Below are 20,090 nucleotides of genomic sequence, written 5' to 3' on the forward strand. Positions count from 1 at the left end.
CGCGCCTGCCCCGCAGGCCGTGCCGCGTTAACTCAGTTGGCTAGAGTGCCGCCCTTGTAATGCGGATGCCGTCGGTTCGAATCCGACACGCGGCTCCACTTTTCGTCGGACCCGATACATGGCGTGCGGTTATGACGAAGTGTCTCGGGTGCGGCGTCGAGCTGGTCCGGCGCAGCCAGAAGGTGTTCTGCAGCAATCGGTGTCAGCGGTCAGCCGAACGCACGGCCAAGACCTATGCCTGGCTACAGACCGGGATCGCGACGGTCGCCGGCGAGAAGGGCCACTACATCCGGCGTTACCTCCTCGACGCCCAGGACGGCTGCTGCGAGATCTGCGGCATCGTCGAGGAGTGAAACGACCAGCCCCTGGTCTTCGTGCTCGATCACATCGACGGCGACGCCACCAACAACCACCGCGACAACCTGCGCATGGTCTGCCCCAACTGCGACTCTCAGCTCCCGACCTTCAAGAGCCGCAACCGGGGCAAGGGTCGGCACTTCCGACGGGAGCGGTACGCCAACGGGCAGTCACACTGATCTCGAGCGATGAGTGTCGGAGCCCTGGCTAGTCTCACCACCGTGGACCTCCCCGTGATGCCGCCCGTCCTGCCGATGCTCGCGAAGGCCGTGTCCGGCGTCCCCGACCCGGCGAAGTACGACGAGCGAGGCCTCAGCTTCGAGCCGAAGTGGGACGGCTTCCGGTGCATCGTGTTCCGCGACGGCGACGAGGTGGAGCTGGCGAGCCGCAACACCAAGCCGCTGACGCGCTACTTCCCCGAGCTGGTGGAGGCGATGAGGGCCGAGCTGCCGGAGCGGTGCGTGCTCGACGGCGAGATCTTCGTGTCGCAGATGGGCGGGGACGGGAAGGGGCGGCTGCAGTTCGAGGTGCTGCAGGAGCGGATCCACCCGGCCGCGTCCCGGATCAACCTGCTGGCCGAGCAGACGCCGGCGGACTTCGTGGCGTTCGACCTGCTCGCGCTGGGCGACGAGAGCTTCCTGGAGCGACCGTTCGCGGAGCGGCGGGCGGCGCTGGAGCAGGCGCTGGCCCACCTGAGCGCCGACGAGGGCCGCTGCCACCTCACCCGCACCAGCACCGATCCGAAGGTCGCCGAGGAGTGGTTCCACCAGTTCGAGGGGGCCGGGCTCGACGGGGTGGTGGCGAAGCCGTTGAGCGCGCCGTACGCCCCGAACGCCCGGACCATGCTCAAGATCAAGCACGAGCGGACGGCGGACGTGGTGCTGGCCGGCTACCGCGAGCACAAGACGAGCACGCCCGAGAACCCGCTGATCGGCAGCCTCCTGCTGGGCCTGTACGACGGCGGCGAGCTCCAGCACATCGGCGTCAGCGCCAGCTTCACGGCAGCGCGACGGGCCGAGCTGTGGCACGAGCTGCAGGCACTGGTCGTGCCGATCGAGGAGCACCCGTGGGGGCGCTGGCAGGAGTTCCTGGTGGCCAACCCCGGCCGCCAGCCGGGCACGCAGAGCCGGTGGAGCCAGGGCAAGGACCTCTCGTTCACACCGCTGCGCCCCGAGCGCGTGATCGAGGTGAAGTACGACGCCATGGAGGGTCGGCGCTTCCGGCACACCGCGCACTTCAAGCGCTGGCGCGAGGACCGCGACCCGGAGTCGTGCGGCTACGACCAGCTCGAACAGCCGGTGCGCTACGACCTCGCTGACGTCCTCGGGGGCTGACCGGGGGCTGACGCGCGACCGGGAGCGCGGCAGGATGGTGTCATGAGCACCGCTCCCCGCGAGGAACCGTACGCCGTCGTCCTGCTCATCGAGCAGGCGCTCACCGCCGCCGACGCCGCCCAGGTCCGCGGCCTGCACCAGGAGCTCGACGACGACCCGACGATCGAGGTCCAGTACCACGTGCTGCTGCCGATGGCGGACGCCGCGGCCGCGGTCGAGGCCTCGCTCGGCGTCATCGGCGGCGCCGACCTGATCGCCCCGCCGATCACGCCGTCGCCGGACGAGATCGAGCGGTTGCGCGGGGAGTACCGCGAGCAGGCCGAGCGCGACCTGGCCGCCACCCGCGACGCCCTGGTCGCCGCCGGCGCGATCATCGGCTCGGTCTCGATCGTCACCGAGCCACCGGTCGACGCCCTCATCGGCAAGGTGAAGGAGGTCGACGGCCGGGAGTCGATCATCCTCACCCGCCCCCACCTGGTCTCCGAGTTCTTCCACGTCGACTGGACCTCGCGCGCGCGGCGCAAGCTCGGCGTACCCGTCCTCCACCTGCTGGAGCACGAGGAGTCGTAACGCCCCGACCCGGGAGGTCGTTGACAGGTCATGTCGGCCCTGCACACCCTCGACGTCCGCCTCCTGGCGGCGCTCGCGGACGCGCACCTCGTGCCGGCCGAGCGTGACCGCGTGCTCGACGTGTGCGACGGCGCGGTCGAGGCGGTGCGCGGCCTGGGTGTCGCGCACCCGGGCCGCGCCGTGCGCGAGGTGGCCCTCCTCATGCTCGCAGAGGACGCCCCGCACCTCGACCGCCAGGTGCGCGGGGACCTCGCGCGGCTGTGCGAGGTGGAGGTCGTGCGAGGCTTCTAGGATCCCTCGATCCGGTTGCCGTCCTCGTCCCAGTGCTCGGCGACCTTCTTGCTCGGCTGCACCCGCGGCGGCTCGCCCGGCATCTTCGGGTAGTCCGGCGGGAAGTTGAGCTCACCCTCGCCGTCGGCGACCTGCTGGTCCCAGAGGTCGAGCAGCGGCTGGAGCGAGTACGCCGTGTCGTCGATCCCGGCCCACGGGTCCCCGTCGGCCATCCGCTCGGGCACCGTGAACAGGTTGTACGCCCCGGGATCGGTCGCCGACGCCAGCTCCGACCAGGTCATCGGGGTCGACACGGGCGCGCCGGGCTTCGGCCGCAACGAGTACGCCGAGGCGATGGTCCGGTCGCGGTTGTTCTGGTTGAAGTCGATGAAGATCCTCTCCCCCCGCTCCTCCTTCCACCACGCCGTCGTGACCTGCCCGTCGCGCTCGGCGAGCTCGCGGCCGAACGCGATCGCGGCATGCCGCACGTCGGTGAACTCCCAGCGTGGCTCGATCCGCACGTAGACGTGGACGCCGCGGTTGCCGGAGGTCTTGGGGTAGCCCTCGAGGCCCAGGTCGGCGAGCAGCTCGCGTGCGACACCCGCGACCCGGACCGCGTCGCCGAAGGTCGTGCCGGGCTGGGGGTCGAGGTCGATGCGCAGCTCGTCGGGGTGGTCGACGTCGGCCCGTCGTACCGGCCACGGGTGGAAGGTGAGCGTGCCCATCTGGGCACACCAGACGGGTACGGCGATCTCGGCCGGGCAGATCTCCTCGGCGGTGCGGCCCGACGGGAACGTGATCCGCACCGGCTCGAGGTAGTCGGGAGCCCCCTTGGGGACGCGCTTCTGGTAGAAGCCCTCGCCGTCGTCGCCGTACCCGGTCGAGAGCCGGAAGCCCTCGCGGTAGCCGTCCGGCCAGCGCTCGAGCGCCGTCGGCCGGTCGCGCAGCGCTCGCATCAGGCCGTCCTCGACGGCCACGAAGAACTCGGCGACCATCAGCTTGGTGACCTCGGGCGTGCGCTCGGTCGCCTCGTAGATCACGCGGTCCGGGCTCGACACCCGGACCTCGCGGTCGCCTGCCTGGACCATCGCCGCCGCGGTCTTCGCCATGCGGCGAGCCTACGGGCTCAGCCGGCGACCCCGCGGAGCTCGACGGGCACCTGCGGCACGTCGAGCGTGTCGACGACCGTGCGGGTGGCCAGGTCGACGACGTGGACCTGCTTGGTGGCCGGCTCGGTGACGTACGCCGTGGCGCCGACCACCTCGAGCAGCGGTCGCGGCTGCTGCCAGTCCGTCGGCTCCTGCCAGGCCGCGGTGACCGGGACCGAGGCACTCACCCGGGCGGCGTCGACGTCGATGACGTGCAGCGCACCGTCGGTCCCGAGCACGAGGGCGTCGCCGTCGGGGGTGCGGCCCAGGGAGCGGAAGCTGTAGCTGGCCGGCAGGTCGACCAGCCGGAGAGACGCGTCGCGGGTGTCGATGACTGCCACCCGGGTCGGCCGCTCCAGCTCGGCGTCGGGGTCGACCTTGTAGTCGCCCAGCACGTACGGCGAGCTCTCGTGACCGGCCTGGTTTCCGATGCGGCCGTACGCGTCGGGCGCGTCGATCTTGGTGATCTCGCGGCCCTCGACGAGCAGCACCCCGTCCTCGCACCCGAACAGGGCGACCTCGCCGGCGAAGGCCTCGCCGTGCACGCCCGGGCACTGGTCGGACGCCGCCAGCTCGCTGCCGGCCGCCGTCACCAGGCGGATGCCGAAGCGCGACTCGTCGTCACCGACGGTCATCAGCAGGTTGCCGTGGCCGTCCTGGACCGCAACGCCGTGGTGCGCCTGCTCGGCCCGGAAGGTCTCGACCTCCGGGGTGCCGTCCGCCAGGTCGGCGGGGTCGAAGGCCGTGATCTGCCCGGTGCCGTCGTCGAACACGGTGGTCCGCCCGTGGTGAGGTACGACGTGCCCCGGCTCCTCGGCCGCGATGGTGAAGTCCGTCAGCCGGGGCTCGGCGGTCCACGAGTGGCCGTGGTCGCCGTGCTCCTCGGTCCAGGCCCCCGTGTCGAGCGCCGTGAGCCCGCCGGCGCCGGAGACGAGCACGTGCCGCTCGTCCCCCGCGGGGTTGAGCCGCAGGAAGCCTTCCCGCTCCTCGTTGAGGAGGACCTTCCCGGTCTCGGCGTCGAGGACGAGCACGCCGCCGTCGTAGGTCATCGCGAGGCGGGGCCGCGGGCCGTCGACCTCGGTGGCGGTCGCGGGCGACGGGGCGGGTGAGGTCGGACGGGCGGACTGCTCGGAGCCGCACGCGGCGAGGACGAGGGCGCCGAGGACGACAGGGACAGCGGATCGGATCAACATGAGAATGATTCTCATGCCCAAGCCATGTGGACGTCAAGCCGTCAGTGCTCGTCGGTCGACCGGGAGCCCGTGAGGGTGCGGCCCCCGACCACCGTGATGAGCGCGACCAGGCCGGCGAGGATCGCGAAGCCGATCCGCTGGCTGTGCAGGAACTCCTCGACCACGGCCGCGCTCCAGCGCCCGGTCGGCAGCGAGGTGCCCATGACGGCGGCGGTGACGGTGCCGACCACGGCGACACCGAAGACGTTGCCGATCTCCTGGGCGGTGTCGTTGAGGGCGGAGCCGATGCCGGTGTGGTCCTCGGGCAGGGCCTCGATCAGGGCGACCGCCGAGGTCGTCATCACCATGCGCATGGCGACCGCGAGCAGCAGCATGCCGGCGGCGAAGACCGGGTACCCGGCACCGAGGGCGACGTACTCCACGGCCAGGGAGACCAGCAGCGACGTACTGCCGACCAGGGCGGTGGCCCGGTGCCCGAGGCGCGCGACCAGCGCATCGGTGAGCGGCCCGGAGACGAACATGCCGGCGACCATCGGCAGCGTGCCGAGCCCGGCCTGCAGCGGGCTCCAGCCCCAGGCGAACTGGAAGAGCTGGGTCGCGGCGAACATGACGCCGACCATCGCGACCATCACGCCGGTCTGCAGGATGGCGCTGCCGCGGACGGTACGACGCCCGAGCAGCCGCAGGTCCAGCATCGGGTCCGCAGCCGCGCGCTCGCGCATTACGAAGCCGACTCCCGCCGCCACCGCGGCAACCGCGGTGGCGAGCGTGACGGGCGAGGTCCAGCCCTCGTCGACGCCGAGGGTGAAGGCGAACAGGCCCAGGCCGAGCATCGCGACCGACAGCACCGCGCCGGGCACGTCCGCGGCGCCGGTACGGCGCTCGGCCGGGTCGTCGACGGGGATCCCCCGGGCGACACCCCAGAAGGCGACAGCGGCGACGGGTGCGTTGACGACGAGCAGCGCCTGCCACGGCAGGTGGGTCACCGCGAGGCCGCCGAGGACCGGGCCGACCATGACCCCGACCATGGCGACGCTGACGATCAGCCCGATCGCGCGCCGGCGCAGCTCCTCGTCGTCGAAGAGCCGGAAGACCAGCGACATGGTGCCGGGCGCGATGAGGGCGGCGAACACGCCGCACAGCGCGCGGACGGCGATCAGCTGCCACGGCTCGGTGGCGAGCAGGACGAGGGTGGAGGACAGCCCGAAGCCGGCGATGCCGGCCAACAGCATCCGGCGCCGGCCCAGCTTGTCGCCGAGCGTGCCGCCGACCATCAGCAGGCCGCCGAAGGTGAGCGAGTAGGCGCCGACGATCCACTGCAGCCCGGTGGGGCCGACGGCGAGGTCGCGCCCGATGGTCGGCAGCGCGACGGACAGCACGGAGTTGTCGACCATCTCCACGAGCATGGTCAGGCAGAGGGCGAGGATCGCGGGCGCGGCGGCACGGAGAGTGGCGGGCTTCGCGGTCCGCGCGGTGGTGGGCGTCGAGGACGCGGCGGCGGTGGTCATGACGGCCTCCCTTCGGGATCAGAGTGGTCGAACGTTGTTCGAGTCGAACACTGTTCGAGAATAGAACGTTGTTCGAGAATGTCAAGACGCCCTAGGGTCGTGTCAGGTTGAAGCGCTGACACAGCCGGTGGTCCTGGTGCGTGCATCGCAAGGCGCCGGCGCGCAGCCATACCGCGTTGTCTCGCAAGCGTCGGCAACGCCGCGAGGTGCGTGCCAGGCCGCCGGATGTGGCGACGAATCAGCCTGACACGACACTAGGGTTGGCGGCATGCCAGGACGCCCCAGGACGACCCGTCGCGCGACCCACTCGCTCGACCAGATCGTCGACACCGCGATCGCGATGCTCGACCGCGAGGGCGCCGGCGGACTCACCCTGCGCGGGCTGGCCGCCGAGCTCGGGGGCGGACTCGGCAGCATCTACTGGTACGTCGCCGGCAAGGCCGAGCTGCTCGACCTGGCCTGCGACACGCTGATCGGGCGCGCTCTCGCCGCGGCCGAGACCTCCGACGTACCCACTCCCCCGATGGAGGTCGAGCTCGCCACCGACGACCCCGCGATCGTCGAGGCGGCCGCGACGGTGCGGCGGATCTCGCTGGCGCTGTTCGCGCAGATGGACGAGCACCCGTGGCTCGCCGCCCAGTCACAGCTCGGCGGCGCGGAGCGTCCCAACGGGCTGCGGGTCTGGGAGCTGGTCGGGCGGGCCCTGGCGACGATGGGCCTCTCCCCCCGCCAGCAGTTCCACGGCAGCACCGCGATCACGGGCTACGTCGTCGGCGTCGCCGCCGAGATGTCGGCGCAGGACAACGCGGTCGACCCGACCCTGTCGAAGGACGAGCAGCTCGACCGCGTCGTCGAGCGCTGGCAGGGCGAGGAGTTCGACGAGTTCCCGTGGATCCGCTCGATGGCCGACCAGTTCCGCCGGCACGACGACCTCGACCAGTTCGCCGCCGGCCTGGACCTGCTGGTCCTGGGCCTGGTCCGCCAGGCGGTCAGCCCTGGTCGGCCGGCTCCAGGCTGAGGCTGATCGAGTTGATGCAGTAGCGGTCGCCGGTGGGGGTGCCGTACCCGTCGGGGAAGACGTGGCCGAGGTGCGAGCCGCAGTTGGCGCAGCGCACCTCGACCCGCTTCATGCCGTGGGTGTTGTCCTCGAGGTACTCGATCGTGTCGCTGATCGGCTGGTAGAAGCTCGGCCAGCCGCAACCGGAGTGGAACTTCGTGTCGGACTCGAACAGCTTGGCCTGGCAGGCCTTGCAGCGGTAGACGCCGGTGGTCTCGGTGTCGGTGTACTCACCGGTGAAGGCCCGCTCGGTGCCGGCCTTGCGGAGCACCTGGTACTCCTCGGGAGTGAGCTCGGAGCGCCACTCCTCGTCCGTCTTCTCGACCTCGTATGCCATGGCTTCAGCGTACTCAGGCACCCACGCCGGCCGGGCTCAGGCAGCGACGCCCGCGACCGGCATCCCGGCCTCGCGCCAGGCGGCGAACCCGCCGATCACGTCGGTGGCGCGCTCGATGCCGATGCTGCGCAGGGCGTCGGCGGCGAGCGAGGAGGTGTAGCCCTCCTGGCACAGCACGATCACCCGGCGGTCGTACGCCGCCTCGGGCAGCCGAGCGTCGCTGCGCGGGTCGAAGCGCCACTCGAGCACGTTGCGCTCGACGACGAGGGCGGGCAGCCAGCGGGCGACCTCGCCCTCGCGGGCGCGCTGGGCGGCGGGCCGGATGTCGACGAGCAGGGAGCCGAGGGCGACCAGCTCCTGGAAGGCGGCGCGGGCGGTGACCCGGTCGAGCCGGGACCGGGCGTCCGCGAGGAGGGCGTCGACGCCGTCGTACCGCACGGGGACGAGGGTACTCACCACTCCTCCCCCGCGCGCTCGACGCCGAGCACCTCGAGGCGGTCGCCGTGGAACCTGAACCGGGTCATCGTGTGCAGCCGCGGCGAGTACGCGTGCAGCGAGAGGGCCGGACCGTCGGTGGCATTGCGTACGTCGTGCGCATAGCCGGCACCGAACGCCTTGCCGTCGCCGGGGCCCAGGTCGATCAGCCGGAGCCCGCCGTCGAAGGTGTGCTCGGTGAGCCGGCCCTCCAGGACGGTGAACGCGCCGGACGAGGAGCCGTGGTCGTGCCAGTCGGTGGCGGCACCGGCCGGCCACGAGATCAGCCAGAGCTCGTAGTCGTCGGTCCTGAGCAGGCGGAGCCACGAGCGCTCGTGCGGGTCGTGGTCGAGGAGGTGGCGCAGGTCGGGGTCGGCCGCGTGGTTGCGGACCACCTCGAGCAGGGGCAGGACGGCGAGCTGGGTCATGGGTTTCCTCCGGGTGGTGTCGGTGCTGGATCGGGGTGGGGATCAACAGCAGCGACAACACGACCCGGGGAGCCGGTGGGCACCACGCAGGACAGGGAGGAGGCTGGTCATGGCTCCATAGTGGAGTAAGTCGATAGACTTTTCAAGTCGGGCTACGAAACCCTAGGAGTCGTAGGGTTCCGGCGTGTCCCGCGCTCCGGCAGCTGCCGCTCCGTCCTGGCTGGCCGGCGCTCACGCCGCGCTGGTCCACAGGGTCCCCTCGGCGAGCGCGACCGTGGTGGCCGTGTGGGCCGGGCTGTGCGCCGTCGCCGCCCTGATCCCCTCGCTGCGCCACGGGTTGCGGGAGCCGTTGACCGCCGTCAGCGAGAACGTGCTGCTGATCCTGCCCAACCTCGCCTATGCCACCTTCCTCGCGCTGCTCGCCGGCGCGCTCAGCACCGGCAAGCGCGCCGGCTGGCGGATCCTGGTCGGCGTCCTCGTCATCAACCTCATCGATGCCCTGGGTGAGTTCACCGCCCGCCCCCGCAGCAATGTCGCGGTCGCGGTCGCCACCCTGCTCCTCGTCGTGGTGCTGCTCGCCCGGACCGGCTTCAACACCCGGGTCAGGTCGCGGTCGATGCTCAAGGCGATCGCCGTCCTGGTGCCCTGCCTGATGCTGAGCATCGGCCTCGGCTTCCTTCTCCTCCATCTCTTCCACGGCACGCTGCCGGCCGACCAACGGCTGCTCTGGTCGCTCAACCGGGCCACCGGTGGCGTGATCGGCCCGCGTGCCTTCGACGGCCGACCCGACGATTGGGTCAGCGACCTGATCGGGTTCCTCGGCGGGGTCTCGCTGCTCGGGTCGTTCGCCGTCGTCTTCCAGTCCCAGGCGTTGCGCGCGACGCTGACCGATTCCGAGGAGCGCGCGGTTCGCTCCCTGCTCGACGAGTACGGGCGCCACGACTCGCTCGGCTACTTCGCCAGCCGGCGCGACAAGGCAGCCGTCTTCTCCGAGGACGGCCGGGCCGTCGTACTTCACCGCGTCGAGGTCGGCGTGTGCCTGGCCAGCGGCGACCCGATCGGCGACATGGGGTCGTGGCCCGACGCCATCGCCCGCTGGCAGCGGCTCGCCCGCGAACACGGGTGGTCGCCTGCGGTGCTCGGGGCCAGCGAACGCGCCGCCCACCACTACGAGCGCGCCGGCCTGACCGCCCTGCAGCTGGGCGACGAGGCCATCATCGAGGTCGCCGACTTCAACCAGCGCCGCCCACGGCTGCCCGCGATCCAGCGCGCCGTACGACGCGCCCGGCGCCACGGCGTGACCGTGCGGATCCGGCGCCACCACCAGGTGCCGCCCGAGGAGATGGATCAGGTACGCCGTCTCGCCGACGCCTGGCGCGGCGACGAGCCCGAGCGCGGCTTCTCGATGGCGCTCGGGCGGCTCGGCGACCCGGCCGACGGCGACTGCCTGCTCGCCGAGGCCCTCGCTCCCGACGGCTCGGTGCTCGCTCTGCTGTCCTTCGTGCCGTGGGGCACCTCGGGCATCTCCCTCGACCTGATGCGTCGCGACCCGGCCGGGCCCAACGGCGTGATCGAGTTCCTGGTGAGCGCCATCGCCGAGCACGGCTCGGAGCACCGGGTGGCCCGGATCTCCCTGAACTTCGCCGTCCTGCGCTCCGTCTTCGAGGAGGGCGGGCGGATCGGCGCGGGCCCGCTGCTGCGCGGCTGGCGGCGGGTGCTGCTCGTGCTGTCGCGCTGGTGGCAGCTCGAGGCGCTCTATCGCTCGAACGTGAAGTACGAGCCCGCGTGGTTCCCCCGGTTCCTCTGCTACGACGACGCGCGGATGATCCCTCGCGTCGGAGTCGCGGCGGGCATAGCCGAGGGCTTCATCGACATCCCGGAGCGGATCCGGACCCGGCGGCCGCTCGAGCCCGAGCACCTGTCGGCCGACCGCGCCGACGAGATCGTGGCCGCGGTGAAGGCGCACCAGGAGCTGCGGGCCCGCGGCCGGCGCCGTCCCGAGCAGGTCCGGATCCGCCTGGAGCGGATGTCGGCCATGGCCGCGGCCGGCCGCTCCCCCTATCCCGCGGCCGGGGTGCGGCCGACCTCGACCGCGGCCGCGCTCGCGGCCGACGACGGCTCAGCGGTGAGCGTTGCCGGCCGTTTGGTCGCGATCCGCGACCACGGCGGCGTCGTGTTCGTGGAGCTGCGCGACTGGCACGGCTGCGTGCAGTGCGTCCTGCAGGCCGACTCCCTCGCACCGGACATCGAGGTCTTCGTCGGCGACTGCGACCTCGGCGACCTCGTCGAGCTGCACGGCACCGTCGGCACCAGTCGCAGTGGCGAGCGGTCGGTGCTCGCCACGTCTTGGCGGATGCTCGCGAAGTGTCTCCACCCGCTGCCCGGACATGTGAACGGCCCGATGGCGCCGGAGTACCGGGTCCGCCAGCGCCACCTCGACCTCGCCATGAACGACGGCGCCCGCGAGCACCTGCGCCGCCGGGCCCAGGTGCTGCGCGGGATCCGCGAGACCCTGCACGAGCAGGACTACCTCGAGGTCGAGACGCCAGTGCTCCACACCGTCCACGGCGGCGCCAACGCCCGACCGTTCGCCACCTACAGCAACGCCTACGACCTCCCCCTGTCCCTGCGGATCGCGCCCGAGCTCTATCTCAAGCGGCTGTGCGTCGGCGGCGTCGAGCGGGTCTACGAGATGGGCCGGGTGTTCCGCAACGAGGGCGCCGACCGCACCCACAACCCCGAGTTCACCGCGCTCGAGGCGTACGACGCCCACGGCGACTACACGACGATGCGGGACCTGTGCCAGCAGCTCGTGACCGCCGCCGCCACGGCCGTGCACGGCCGACCAGTCCTCGTGCACCGCGACGCCGACGGTCGGGAGCAGGAACTCGTCATCGACGGCACCTGGACGGTCCGAACGGTGCACGACGCGGTGTCGGAGGCGCTCGGCGAAGCGGTGGACTGGGCGACCCCGGCGGACGAGCTCCGGGAGCTGGCCGCGGCCCACGACGTGGCGGGGGCCGAGCTGAGCGCGGACCAGATCGTGCTCGAGCTCTACGAGGCCCTCGTCGAGCCGGCGACCGTGGCGCCGACGTTCTACACCGACTTCCCGACCTCGGTGTGCCCGCTGACCCGGGCGCGCGACGACAACCCGGCCCTCGCGGAGCGCTGGGATCTGGTGGTCCTCGGGATGGAGCTGGCCACGGCGTACAGCGAGCTGACCGACCCGGTCGAGCAGCGCCGCCGCCTCGAGCAGCAGTCGCTGCTCGCGGCCGGCGGCGACCCGGAGGCGATGGTCGCCGACGAGCTGTTCCTCCAGTCGCTGGAGGTCGGGATGCCACCGACCGGCGGCCTCGGCATGGGCATCGACCGGCTGCTCATGCTGCTCTCCGGCGACCCGATCCGCACCACCGTCACCTTCCCCCTGGTCCGCCCGGACGCCGAGGAGACCGCGTGGTGACCACACGGTTGCGCACCCTGGCGGTCGTGCTGCTGGTGGTCGGCGGGCTCGGGTACGCCGACTGGGTGCTCCAGCTCGTCGTGCCCGTCGATGCCGACCTGCGTACCAGCTTCATCAGCGAGCTCTCCGCGGTCGGCCAGCCGTACCACCAGGTGTTCCGGATCGCCGACATCGTCGCCGGGGTCGCGCTCGGCGCGGGAGCGGCGCTGTCGTGGGCCCTCACCCGGCGCACCGCCGCGGTCTGGGCGCCGCTCCTGGTGCTCGCGGTGTGCGCGGTCGTCGAGGCGGCGGTGCCGCTGTCGACGTCGTACACCTTCGGCTCGGCGCTTCCCGACCCCGGCACCTCGGCGTGGTGGGCCAAGGTGAGCGAGCCGCACGGCGTCTCCAGCTTCCTGGAGACGCTCGCCTTCCTGCTCGTGCTGCTCACCTGCAGCCTTGCGCTACGACGCGACGGCGCGGACCGGCGTCGGCTCACGCTGCTCGCCGTCGGACTCGGCGCCGCGCTCTGCGGCGCCATCGACGCCGTGCTGACCGCGACCCTGCTGCTCAACGGCAGCGCAGCCCTCCTCGGCCTGGTCCAGCGGCTGGGCGTGACCCTCACCGCGGTGTGGCTGGCCGCGGCGCCGACCTGGCTGCTGCTCCTGCCGGATCAGGGCAGCCGGGCCAGCAGGTCCGCGACCTCGACGCGACGTCCGGTGTAGAACGGCACCTCCTCGCGCACGTGGCGGCGCGTCTCCGAGCCGCGCAGGTGCCGCATCAGGTCGACGATCCGGGTGAGGTCGTCGGCCTCAAAGGCGAGGATCCACTCGTAGTCGCCGAGCGCGAAGCTCGGGACCGTGTTGGCCCGCACGTCCGGGTAGCCGCGGGCCATCTGGCCGTGCTCGGCGAGCAGCCGGCGGCGCTCGGCGTCCTCGAGGAGGTACCACTCGTAGGAGCGGACGAAGGGGTAGACGGCGGCGTACGCGTGGGCGCGCTCGTCGGCGAGGAACGCCGGCAGGTGGCTGCGGTTGAACTCCGCCGGGCGGTGCAGCGCCATCTGCGACCAGACCGGCGCGAGCCGCGACCCGAAGGCGGTACGGCGCAGCCGGTGGTAGGCATCCTGCAGCCGGTCGCTGTCGGCGGCGTGCCACCAGATCATCAGGTCGGCGTCGGCGCGCAGCCCCGCGACGTCGTACAGGCCGCGGACCACGACATCCTCGGCCGCGAGGTCCGCGAGGAACGCCTCGAGCTCGGCGGTCTCGTTCTTCCGGACGACGTCGTCGGCGCCGAGCGTCCGCTCGAGCCGGAACACCGACCACATGGTGAAGCGGACGGTGTCGTTGAGCTCGTTGATCTTCGCGGCGTTGGTCTTGATGTGCGCCTGGGGGTCCTGGTCCGACATGCCCCCATTCTGCCGGGGCCTCAGTCGCGGCCGTAGCCCGCCTCCCGTGCCTTGACGATGGCGTCGGCGCGCCCCGTCGCGTGCAGCTTGGCGTAGATGGCCGACACCGTGTTGCGCACGGTCTTGTTGGAGACGTAGAGGGCGGCCGCGATCTCGTCGTTGGAGCGGCCCGCGGCGATCCGCTGGAGCACGTCGCGCTCGCGGTCGCTGAGCTCTGGGAACGGCTCGTCCTCGACCTGCTGGGCCGGCCGCGCGCCGGCGAAGAAGCCGGCGACCTTGGCCGCGAGGCTCGCGCCGAACACCATCCCGCCGGCGGCGGCCGAGCGGATGGCGTGCTGCACCTCGTCGGCGCCGGCGCCCTTGAGCAGGTAGCCGCAGGCACCCGCCCGGATCGCGCTGAGCACCGTGTCGTCGTCCTCGTTCATGGTCAGCATGACCACGCGCAGCGCGGGATTGCGGCCGGTGAGGAACCGGGTCGCCTCGATGCCGTCGAGATGCGGCATCTGGATGTCCATGACCACCAGGTCGGGCGCGTTGTCCTCGACGACGTGCAGCGCCTCGCGGCCGTCGGATGCGGAGCCGACGACCTCGATGCCGTCGAGCGCGCCGAGCAGCGAGGTGAGTCCGTCGCGGACGATCTGGTGGTCGTCGACGACGACCACCCTGATCGGGCTGGCCGAGGCGGTCATGCGGGGCTCCTCAGGGGAAGTCGGGCGCGGACGACGGTGCCGCCGCCGGGAGGGCTGGAGATGGTGGTGGTGCCGCCGAGCTCGGCGGCACGCTCGCGCAGGCTGGCGAGCCCGACGCCGGCCGCCCGGTCGACCGGGATGCCGCGTCCGTCGTCGACGACCTCGAGCACGAGGGTGTCGTCGGCGGTCTCGAGGAGCAGCCGGGCACCGTTCGCGTCGGCGTGGCGGGCGACATTGGTGAGCGCCTCCCCCGCGATCCGGTACGCCGCGACCTCGACCGCCGCCGGGAGCCGGAGGTCCTCAGGTGCCGTCACGTCGAGGGGTACGGCGAGGTGCTCGGCCTGCTGGCGCAGGGCGCCGACCAGCCCGCGGTCGTCGAGAGCGGGCGGGCGCAGGTCGTGCACGAGGCGGCGCACGTCGGCGACGACCTCCTGCACCTGGGAGCTGACCGTCTCGAGCTGGGTGCGGGCCAGCGCCGGGTCGCGCTCGACGGTCATCCGGGCGGCCTCGAGCTGGAAGACGATGCCGCTCAGCGCGGGACCGAAGCCGTCGTGCAGGTCGCGGCGGATCCGGCGCCGCTCCTCCTCGCGGGCGGTGACCAGCCGCTCGCGGCTGTGCTGGACCTCCTCGGCGAGCTGGCTGGTGCGGGCGGCGGTGGCGGCCTGCCGGACCAGGTCGCCGAGCAGCTCCTCGTCACGCACGCTGAGCCGGCTGCGCAGGCCCTTCGCCGGCAGGACCAGACGGCCGATGGTCGTCTCCCGCCAGGTGATCGGGAGGGTGCGGACCTCGGCCGGGCGCTCGCCGAAGGTCGTCACGAGCCGTTCCCCGTGACCGCGGTCGACCTCCACGCTGACGAACGGGACCGCGAAGGCGGAGGCCACCGCGCGCGCGACGGCGGCGAGCTGCTCGACGGTGTCGTCGGTGTTCTCCAGCGTCGAGGCGAGACCGGCCACGGCGTCGTACCGGTTGCCGCGCTCGCCGAGCATCACCCGTCGTACGCCGGCGGAGAGCCGCTGGCGCAGCGGGCCGTAGAGGACGACGCAGACGACGAGCACCACCCCGACCACCTGGGCCCGGGTGAGCTCGTCGTCGAGGAGCAGCGTGAACAGCCCCAGCACCAGCGCGTCGGCGGCGACGAGCACGGCGAACACGGCGGCCAGCACCGAGGTGCGGGCGAGCAGGTCCTGGATCGACACGAGCGTCGGACGGACGATCGCGATCGTCATCGCCATCGGCGGCACGACCGAGGCCACGATGGCGCCGATGAAGTCGCCCTCGGGCACCGAGAAGGCCAGGGTCCCCACGCTGACGGCGACGACCACGACGACGCTCCACAGCAGCCAGCGCATCCGGTCGCGGTCCAGGCCGGCGGAGCGGCGGTAGCGCACCACCACGGTGAGCAGCGCGAAGAAGAAGCCGGTGACGCCGAGCGCGAGGCCGATCGTCGCGACCTGGTCGCCGTGACCGGAGAGGGCGGTGATCGAGGTCGGGTCCTCGTCGACGCCGGCCGGCAGGCCGGGGATCGCGCGATCGCCCTCGGCCGGGATGACGAGGAAGCACAGGCCGCTGACCGCCATCGCGACCGTGGCGACCCACGACGCCGTGCCCCAACGGCCGGGCAGGAAGCGCCCGGTCGGGAAGATCATGACCAGCACCGCGGTCACCGAGGTCAGGTAGGACCCGAAGCGGTTGAGGAACCACAGCGCGAAGGTCATCCCCGGCCAGGCGCCGGTCTCCCGCAGGCCGGACAGGATGTAGCTCTGCGACAGCCCGTCGAGCGCCCAGAAGAGGCCGGAGCCCGCGAGCACCCAGCCGACCCGCTGCCGCGGCTCGCGCACCAGGATGACGGAGGCGAGCACCCCGAGCAATGCACCGATCAGCGTCCACGGCCACCCCGGGCCGCCGGCGACGTCGTACCCGGGGCCGGAGGTCGGCGCGCCCATGTCGAGCCAGAAGGCGATGGGCACCATCGCGACGCAGAGGACGGGTACGACGAGCGCCGCGACGGCCCGCGGGCCGCGCGGGCGGGTCTCGGCCGGATCCTGCACCGGCACATTGTGCAGCCGGTCCGCACCCCCACGGTGCGGACCGGCCGAATTGGTGTGCTTCACGAGCGACCGCGGAACGCCTTGTCCCCGGCGAGGAAGCCGAGCGCGATGACGAGCAGGCCGATCGGACCGGTCATGCCCGCCATGTACTGCAGCGGGGAGATGCCGAGCAGCAGGGTCAGGCCGCCGCCGACCAGGCCGACGAGGCCGATCCACTTCGGTACGCCGCCGTGGCGGGCCGCGCCGAACAGGGTGATGCCGGACAGGCCGAGCAGGCCCCAGCACCACGGGATGGTGCCGATCCAGTGGTTGAACATCGCGGCGTCCTCGGGGACGACGATGTCGGGGTCGCCGGCGGCGAAGATGAACTCGGTGTCGAGGCCGGAGCCCAGGATGAGCACGACCGCCGTGATCAGCACCCCCGAGAACGCGACCAGCGGGAGCACGCTGTCGGCCGGGCTGGTCGCCTTGAGCCGGCGGTACAGGCCCGCAGCGAACGGGATCATCAGGACGGCGGCGATCATCGCGCAGACATGGAACGCGAGCATCTGCGGAACCATGTCGCCGAGCGCCTCGGAGATGGCCTCGGCGTCGCCGGCGTTCTTCTCGTCGTAGACGGCGTTCACCATCGAGGACGAGACGATCACGCCGAGGCCGGCGAGGCCGGCGCCGAGACCCGCCAGGGCCCAGCGGGTCGGGGGCCGCGCGGCCGGCTGGTCCTGCGGCGCGGGGTGGTCGAGTGCGGTCGGGGGAACGTGGGTCTGAGCTGTCATGGCAGGACCCTCGCGGGCCCGGTGTCCCGCGGGACAGGGACAACGGGGCAGACCTGGTGGGTCAGGTGAGCAGGCCGGCGACCGCACGCTGGGCGGAGCCGATGGTGGCCGGGATCCCGACGCCGTCGTACGCCGCCCCGCACAGAGCGAGCCCGGGGACCTCGGCGACGGCGGCACGGATGCGGGCGACCCGGTCGGCGTGGCCGACCCAGTACTGCGGCAGCCCGCCGCCCCAACGCTGCACGACCGCGTCGACGGGGGCCGCGGTGAGACCGGTGGCTGTCTCGAGGTCGGCGAGCGAGGCGCGGACCAGCCCCTCGTCGGGGACCTGGAGACTGCTCTCCTCGCCGAACCGGCCGAGCGAGGTGCGCAGGACCAGCAGGCCCTCCCCCGCGTCGCGCACCCAGTCCCACTTGGCGAAGGAGAAGGTCGACGCCTTCACCCGGCGGCCGTCGACGGGCGGGACCAGGAAGCCGGACGCGCCGGTGTCGAGCGCGTCGGCGACACCGGGGTCGTCGCCGCGGAAGGCGAAGGTGACCAGGGCGACGCTCGCGTAGGCGATCTCCTCGAGCTCGGTCGCAGCGCCGGGGGCGAGGTCGGCGAGCAGGCGGGCGGTCGGCGCCGCGGGCGTGGCGAGCACGAGCAGGCCGGCGGCCTCGTCACCGGTGGAGGTGGTGACCACGAAGCCGGTAGGGGCACGGCGGACCGCGGTCACCGGGGTGTCGTAGCGGACCTCGGCATTCGGCCGGTCGTGGAGATCCGCCTCGAGCGCCGCGGGCAGGCGCCACATCCCACCGTCGACGCTCGCGAACACCGGGAGCGCGTCGGTGGGCGGGGCCGGAGCAGTGACCTCGTCGCGGGCGAGCAGGTCGAGGAGCTGGGGTGCCGCGGAGCGGGCGGAGATGCGGCGCGCCTGGCCGGCGTACACCCCGCCGAGCAGGGGCTCGACGAGCCGGTCGACCACCTCGTCGCCGTACCGCTGGGCGACGAGGTCGCCCACCGAGACGTCGCCGTCGGGGTGCGGCACCGCCTGGTGCCGGGCGCGGTCGAGGCCGTCGGCGGACAGGATGCCGGTCGCGGCGAGGTCGTCGAGGTCGAGCGGCGCGCCCATCACGGTGCGCGGCAGGCGGCGCAGCGCGTCGCGGGTCCAGACCCGGGAGGTGGCCGCCGTGGGATGGGTGATCGGTAGGCCGAGCGCGGCCGCGAGCGCGGTGCCCTCGGGCCGGCGGTGGAGCATCGCCTCGGCGCCGACGTCGACCCTCACGCCGGCGACCTCACCGGCGCGCAGCTTGCCGCCCGGCCGGTCGGTCGCCTCGAGGACGAGCACGTCGTTGCCGGCCTCGGCGAGCGCGCGGGCCGAGGTCAGCCCGGCGATCCCGGCTCCCACCACGACTGCCTTCATGGCCGCATTGTCTCAGGCGGCGAAGTCGGCAGAGAGTGCCAGGGCCTGCTGGGCGTGGAGGCGGTACTCCGCCTGGGTGATGGGTCGGGTGCCGCCGCCGGTGACGAGGCGGTAGAGGCCGTGGGGTGTGCCCCAGATCCACTTGTCGGGGCCCAACTGCAGGACGGTGTAGCCGAGGTGGGTCTTCGCGCGGTGGTGGTGCCGGGTGAGCGGGGTGTCGTTGTGATCGCCGGTCTGGCCGGGTGGTCCGTGCTTGTCGTAGGCGACGGTGTGGTCGTGGTCCGGTGCCCGGCCGTTTCTGATGAAGAGGCCGGTGGCGTGGGGGAACACGTCTCCGACGGTCCTCAGCTGGGTGCGCTGTTTGACGTCGGTGGGGTGCTCGTAGCCGTTGACCGACCGTCCGGTGTGCAGATCGATCACCGGCTGCACGCTGATCGCCGCGTGGCGACCCAGGAGGTCGCTCACCTGGGTGAGGAGCCGAGGGCCGAGGCCCTCGACCCGCGCAACGGGTCCGAGGGCGCCGGTGTCGGTCAGGGAGACGTGCACGACGACCTCCGCGGACCGGCGGGGGTCTCGTGACGGTTGCTGCGCAACCTCCTCGACCTCCGAGGTGCCCGGGGTGTCGTCGATGCCGTTCAGGAACGCGAGGACGGCAGCGGGGTCGGCGAGCATCGCGAACGCCTCGGCCCGCCAGTGGTCCATCGACAGTGGTTCGGCACCCTCAGGGACCTCGGCGTGCTCGGCCAGCGCGGCAGCGAGGTCGTCGACCGTGTGCTGGTGGGCGAGGGCGTCAGCCTCGTCGAGCCGCGCGAACACCGTCCCGATCCCTGCCGTGTTGTCGGCGTTGTCGGCGTCGTCGACCTGGGACCCGGGACGCGCCTTGGGGTACCAGACGCCCTTGTCGTTCTGGTTCTTCTCGATCCGGGTCTGGTGGGCGACCGGGTCGGCCTCGATCACCTTGGCCTCCGCGATGGCGAGGATCCGGGATGGTGCCTGGTCCAACGCAGCAGCGACCGCGGTGTCGACGATGTGGATCTGGTGGCGGTCGAGGGTGTGGGACATCCGTGCGACCCGCCGCACCACCCACACCTCGCAACGTCCCTCGCGGACACCGGCCCACACGGTGGGGAGGCGGTGGCGCAGGTCGAACGCGTCGGCCAGGGCGCCACGGGTCGAGAGCACGTGCTCGTGCCGGGCGATCGCCATCTCCACCAGTGCGAGGTCGGCGACCTCCGGGGTGCCGTCCCCGCCCAGGGTGATGAGTCGCGGCCCGCCGTACCGGACCGGGACCGCGTCGGGCTCGGCCTGCGGGTCACCGGAGTGCAGGCCGGCCCACGCGAGCAGCAGCTCAAGCTGCCGGACCTCGGCCATCCGACGATCTCGGACACCGTCCTCGGCCGCGTGGAGCAGCTGCTCCGGTGTGGCATCCGAGAGGTCCGAGATCATGCGTCCATTCTATCGCACACATGTTCGAACGGCGAGGCCTCTCGCGGACTTTCCCCTTGTTTCTAGGGGGTTTTCGAGGCGCGCGGACCGAAGGCCGACCGCGGAACCGGGCCACCTCCCGACCTTCCTCGTCGCTGCCTTTCGGAACGCAACCGGCTACGCACCCGAAGCCCAACGGACAGTTCGCGCCGATGGCCCGGAGGTTTCGAGGCTCG

Annotated in this window: 20 protein-coding genes and 1 tRNA gene; 9 read left to right on the plus strand and 12 right to left on the minus strand. The window is 72.5% G+C overall.

All coding sequences use genetic code 11. The annotated features are described in order from the left end of the window. Window positions 1-21: 21 nt before the first annotated feature. From FBY23_RS21385 to FBY23_RS21405, 6 genes are all read left to right on the plus strand, one after another. A tRNA-Thr gene (locus FBY23_RS21385) sits at window positions 22-98 on the plus strand. A gap of 33 nt (window positions 99-131) precedes the next feature. Continuing rightward, window positions 132-353 (plus strand): hypothetical protein, encoded by a 222-nt coding sequence (locus FBY23_RS26490; protein WP_222117896.1) that lies wholly within the window; start codon window positions 132-134, stop codon window positions 351-353. 21 nt (window positions 354-374) lie between these two features. Next, complete coding sequence (locus FBY23_RS26495) at window positions 375-536, plus strand: hypothetical protein (protein ID WP_222117897.1); 162 nt, start codon at window positions 375-377, stop codon at window positions 534-536. 42 nt (window positions 537-578) lie between these two features. After that, on the plus strand, window positions 579-1,691 hold the full coding sequence (locus tag FBY23_RS21395; RefSeq protein WP_186348240.1) for an ATP-dependent DNA ligase: 1,113 nt from the start codon (window positions 579-581) through the stop codon (window positions 1,689-1,691). 42 nt (window positions 1,692-1,733) lie between these two features. Beyond that, entirely contained in the window at window positions 1,734-2,261 is a 528-nt protein-coding gene (locus FBY23_RS21400; protein WP_141799985.1) for a hypothetical protein, read from the plus strand. Window positions 2,262-2,291: 30 nt separating this feature from the next. Next, window positions 2,292-2,552, plus strand: coding sequence for a hypothetical protein (locus tag FBY23_RS21405; protein ID WP_141799986.1), 261 nt, complete (start codon window positions 2,292-2,294; stop codon window positions 2,550-2,552). Here the strand turns inward: FBY23_RS21405 and FBY23_RS21410 are convergent. Genes FBY23_RS21410 through FBY23_RS21420 form a run of 3 tightly spaced genes read right to left on the minus strand, consistent with a single transcriptional unit; the run spans window position 2,549 to window position 6,380 of the window. Further along, window positions 2,549-3,640, minus strand: a complete 1,092-nt coding sequence (locus FBY23_RS21410) for a DNA polymerase domain-containing protein (RefSeq protein ID WP_141799987.1) — start codon at window positions 3,638-3,640, stop codon at window positions 2,549-2,551. The genes FBY23_RS21405 and FBY23_RS21410 overlap by 4 nt on opposite strands. Before the next feature lie 17 nt (window positions 3,641-3,657). Beyond that, window positions 3,658-4,872: a zinc metallochaperone AztD gene (gene aztD / locus FBY23_RS21415; RefSeq protein WP_222117898.1), complete on the minus strand. Its 1,215-nt coding sequence runs from the start codon at window positions 4,870-4,872 to the stop codon at window positions 3,658-3,660. Between the two features lie 41 nt (window positions 4,873-4,913). Next, complete coding sequence (locus tag FBY23_RS21420) at window positions 4,914-6,380, minus strand: MFS transporter (protein WP_141799989.1); 1,467 nt, start codon at window positions 6,378-6,380, stop codon at window positions 4,914-4,916. A gap of 268 nt (window positions 6,381-6,648) precedes the next feature. Between FBY23_RS21420 and FBY23_RS21425 the strand changes: the two genes are divergently transcribed. Further along, complete coding sequence (locus tag FBY23_RS21425) at window positions 6,649-7,398, plus strand: TetR/AcrR family transcriptional regulator (RefSeq protein ID WP_141799990.1); 750 nt, start codon at window positions 6,649-6,651, stop codon at window positions 7,396-7,398. Here the strand turns inward: FBY23_RS21425 and msrB are convergent. Genes msrB through FBY23_RS21440 form a run of 3 tightly spaced genes read right to left on the minus strand, consistent with a single transcriptional unit; the run spans window position 7,370 to window position 8,676 of the window. Then, complete coding sequence (msrB, locus tag FBY23_RS21430; protein ID WP_141799991.1) at window positions 7,370-7,774, minus strand: peptide-methionine (R)-S-oxide reductase MsrB; 405 nt, start codon at window positions 7,772-7,774, stop codon at window positions 7,370-7,372. The genes FBY23_RS21425 and msrB overlap by 29 nt on opposite strands. Window positions 7,775-7,810: 36 nt before the next feature. Then, window positions 7,811-8,230 (minus strand): rhodanese-like domain-containing protein, encoded by a 420-nt coding sequence (locus FBY23_RS21435; RefSeq protein WP_260806136.1) that lies wholly within the window; start codon window positions 8,228-8,230, stop codon window positions 7,811-7,813. Next, window positions 8,227-8,676: a cysteine dioxygenase family protein gene (locus tag FBY23_RS21440; RefSeq protein WP_141799992.1), complete on the minus strand. Its 450-nt coding sequence runs from the start codon at window positions 8,674-8,676 to the stop codon at window positions 8,227-8,229. The genes FBY23_RS21435 and FBY23_RS21440 overlap by 4 nt, the downstream gene beginning before the upstream one ends. Before the next feature lie 184 nt (window positions 8,677-8,860). Here FBY23_RS21440 and lysX point away from each other — a divergent pair, with 184 nt between their 5' ends. Both lysX and FBY23_RS21450 read left to right on the plus strand, forming a co-directional pair. After that, complete coding sequence (gene lysX / locus FBY23_RS21445) at window positions 8,861-12,136, plus strand: bifunctional lysylphosphatidylglycerol synthetase/lysine--tRNA ligase LysX (protein WP_222117899.1); 3,276 nt, start codon at window positions 8,861-8,863, stop codon at window positions 12,134-12,136. Further along, the gene (locus tag FBY23_RS21450) at window positions 12,133-12,837 is read left to right on the plus strand and encodes a DUF998 domain-containing protein (protein ID WP_160158325.1); all 705 of its coding nucleotides are present in this window, start codon (window positions 12,133-12,135) and stop codon (window positions 12,835-12,837) included. Before lysX ends, FBY23_RS21450 begins: the two co-directional genes overlap by 4 nt. On the opposite strand, the gene hemQ is transcribed toward FBY23_RS21450, so the two are convergent. The 6 genes from hemQ to FBY23_RS21480 all read right to left on the minus strand — a co-directional run bounded on the left by hemQ (window position 12,786) and on the right by FBY23_RS21480 (window position 19,875). Next, entirely contained in the window at window positions 12,786-13,517 is a 732-nt protein-coding gene (hemQ, locus tag FBY23_RS21455) for a hydrogen peroxide-dependent heme synthase (protein WP_141799994.1), read from the minus strand. The genes FBY23_RS21450 and hemQ overlap by 52 nt on opposite strands. Before the next feature lie 20 nt (window positions 13,518-13,537). After that, a complete protein-coding gene (locus FBY23_RS21460) occupies window positions 13,538-14,206 on the minus strand; it encodes a response regulator transcription factor (protein WP_141799995.1) in 669 nt (222 codons plus the stop codon). Continuing rightward, window positions 14,203-16,254, minus strand: coding sequence for a sensor histidine kinase (locus tag FBY23_RS21465; protein ID WP_141799996.1), 2,052 nt, complete (start codon window positions 16,252-16,254; stop codon window positions 14,203-14,205). Before FBY23_RS21465 ends, FBY23_RS21460 begins: the two co-directional genes overlap by 4 nt. 59 nt (window positions 16,255-16,313) lie before the next feature. Continuing rightward, window positions 16,314-17,027 (minus strand): hypothetical protein, encoded by a 714-nt coding sequence (locus FBY23_RS21470; protein ID WP_222117900.1) that lies wholly within the window; start codon window positions 17,025-17,027, stop codon window positions 16,314-16,316. A gap of 61 nt (window positions 17,028-17,088) precedes the next feature. Then, a complete protein-coding gene (locus FBY23_RS21475) occupies window positions 17,089-18,429 on the minus strand; it encodes an NAD(P)/FAD-dependent oxidoreductase (RefSeq protein ID WP_141799997.1) in 1,341 nt (446 codons plus the stop codon). 12 nt (window positions 18,430-18,441) lie between these two features. Continuing rightward, entirely contained in the window at window positions 18,442-19,875 is a 1,434-nt protein-coding gene (locus tag FBY23_RS21480; RefSeq protein WP_141799998.1) for a DUF222 domain-containing protein, read from the minus strand. Window positions 19,876-20,090: the final 215 nt, after the last annotated feature.

The organism is Nocardioides sp. SLBN-35, assembly GCF_006715725.1.
GTDB lineage: Bacteria > Actinomycetota > Actinomycetes > Propionibacteriales > Nocardioidaceae > Nocardioides.

Coding starts and splice junctions, on each gene's coding strand:
- FBY23_RS26490 (WP_222117896.1), top strand. CDS start 132: ATGACGAAGTGTCTCGGGTGCGGCGTCGAGCTGGTCCGGCGCAGCCAG.
- FBY23_RS21475 (WP_141799997.1), bottom strand. CDS start 18,429: ATGAAGGCAGTCGTGGTGGGAGCCGGGATCGCCGGGCTGACCTCGGCC.
- FBY23_RS21405 (WP_141799986.1), top strand. CDS start 2,292: ATGTCGGCCCTGCACACCCTCGACGTCCGCCTCCTGGCGGCGCTCGCG.
- FBY23_RS21460 (WP_141799995.1), bottom strand. CDS start 14,206: ATGACCGCCTCGGCCAGCCCGATCAGGGTGGTCGTCGTCGACGACCAC.
- hemQ (WP_141799994.1), bottom strand. CDS start 13,517: ATGTCGGACCAGGACCCCCAGGCGCACATCAAGACCAACGCCGCGAAG.
- FBY23_RS21410 (WP_141799987.1), bottom strand. CDS start 3,640: ATGGCGAAGACCGCGGCGGCGATGGTCCAGGCAGGCGACCGCGAGGTC.
- FBY23_RS21420 (WP_141799989.1), bottom strand. CDS start 6,380: ATGACCACCGCCGCCGCGTCCTCGACGCCCACCACCGCGCGGACCGCG.
- msrB (WP_141799991.1), bottom strand. CDS start 7,774: ATGGCATACGAGGTCGAGAAGACGGACGAGGAGTGGCGCTCCGAGCTC.
- FBY23_RS21440 (WP_141799992.1), bottom strand. CDS start 8,676: ATGACCCAGCTCGCCGTCCTGCCCCTGCTCGAGGTGGTCCGCAACCAC.
- FBY23_RS21425 (WP_141799990.1), top strand. CDS start 6,649: ATGCCAGGACGCCCCAGGACGACCCGTCGCGCGACCCACTCGCTCGAC.
- FBY23_RS21470 (WP_222117900.1), bottom strand. CDS start 17,027: ATGACAGCTCAGACCCACGTTCCCCCGACCGCACTCGACCACCCCGCG.
- FBY23_RS21480 (WP_141799998.1), bottom strand. CDS start 19,875: ATGATCTCGGACCTCTCGGATGCCACACCGGAGCAGCTGCTCCACGCG.
- FBY23_RS21400 (WP_141799985.1), top strand. CDS start 1,734: ATGAGCACCGCTCCCCGCGAGGAACCGTACGCCGTCGTCCTGCTCATC.
- aztD (WP_222117898.1), bottom strand. CDS start 4,872: ATGTTGATCCGATCCGCTGTCCCTGTCGTCCTCGGCGCCCTCGTCCTC.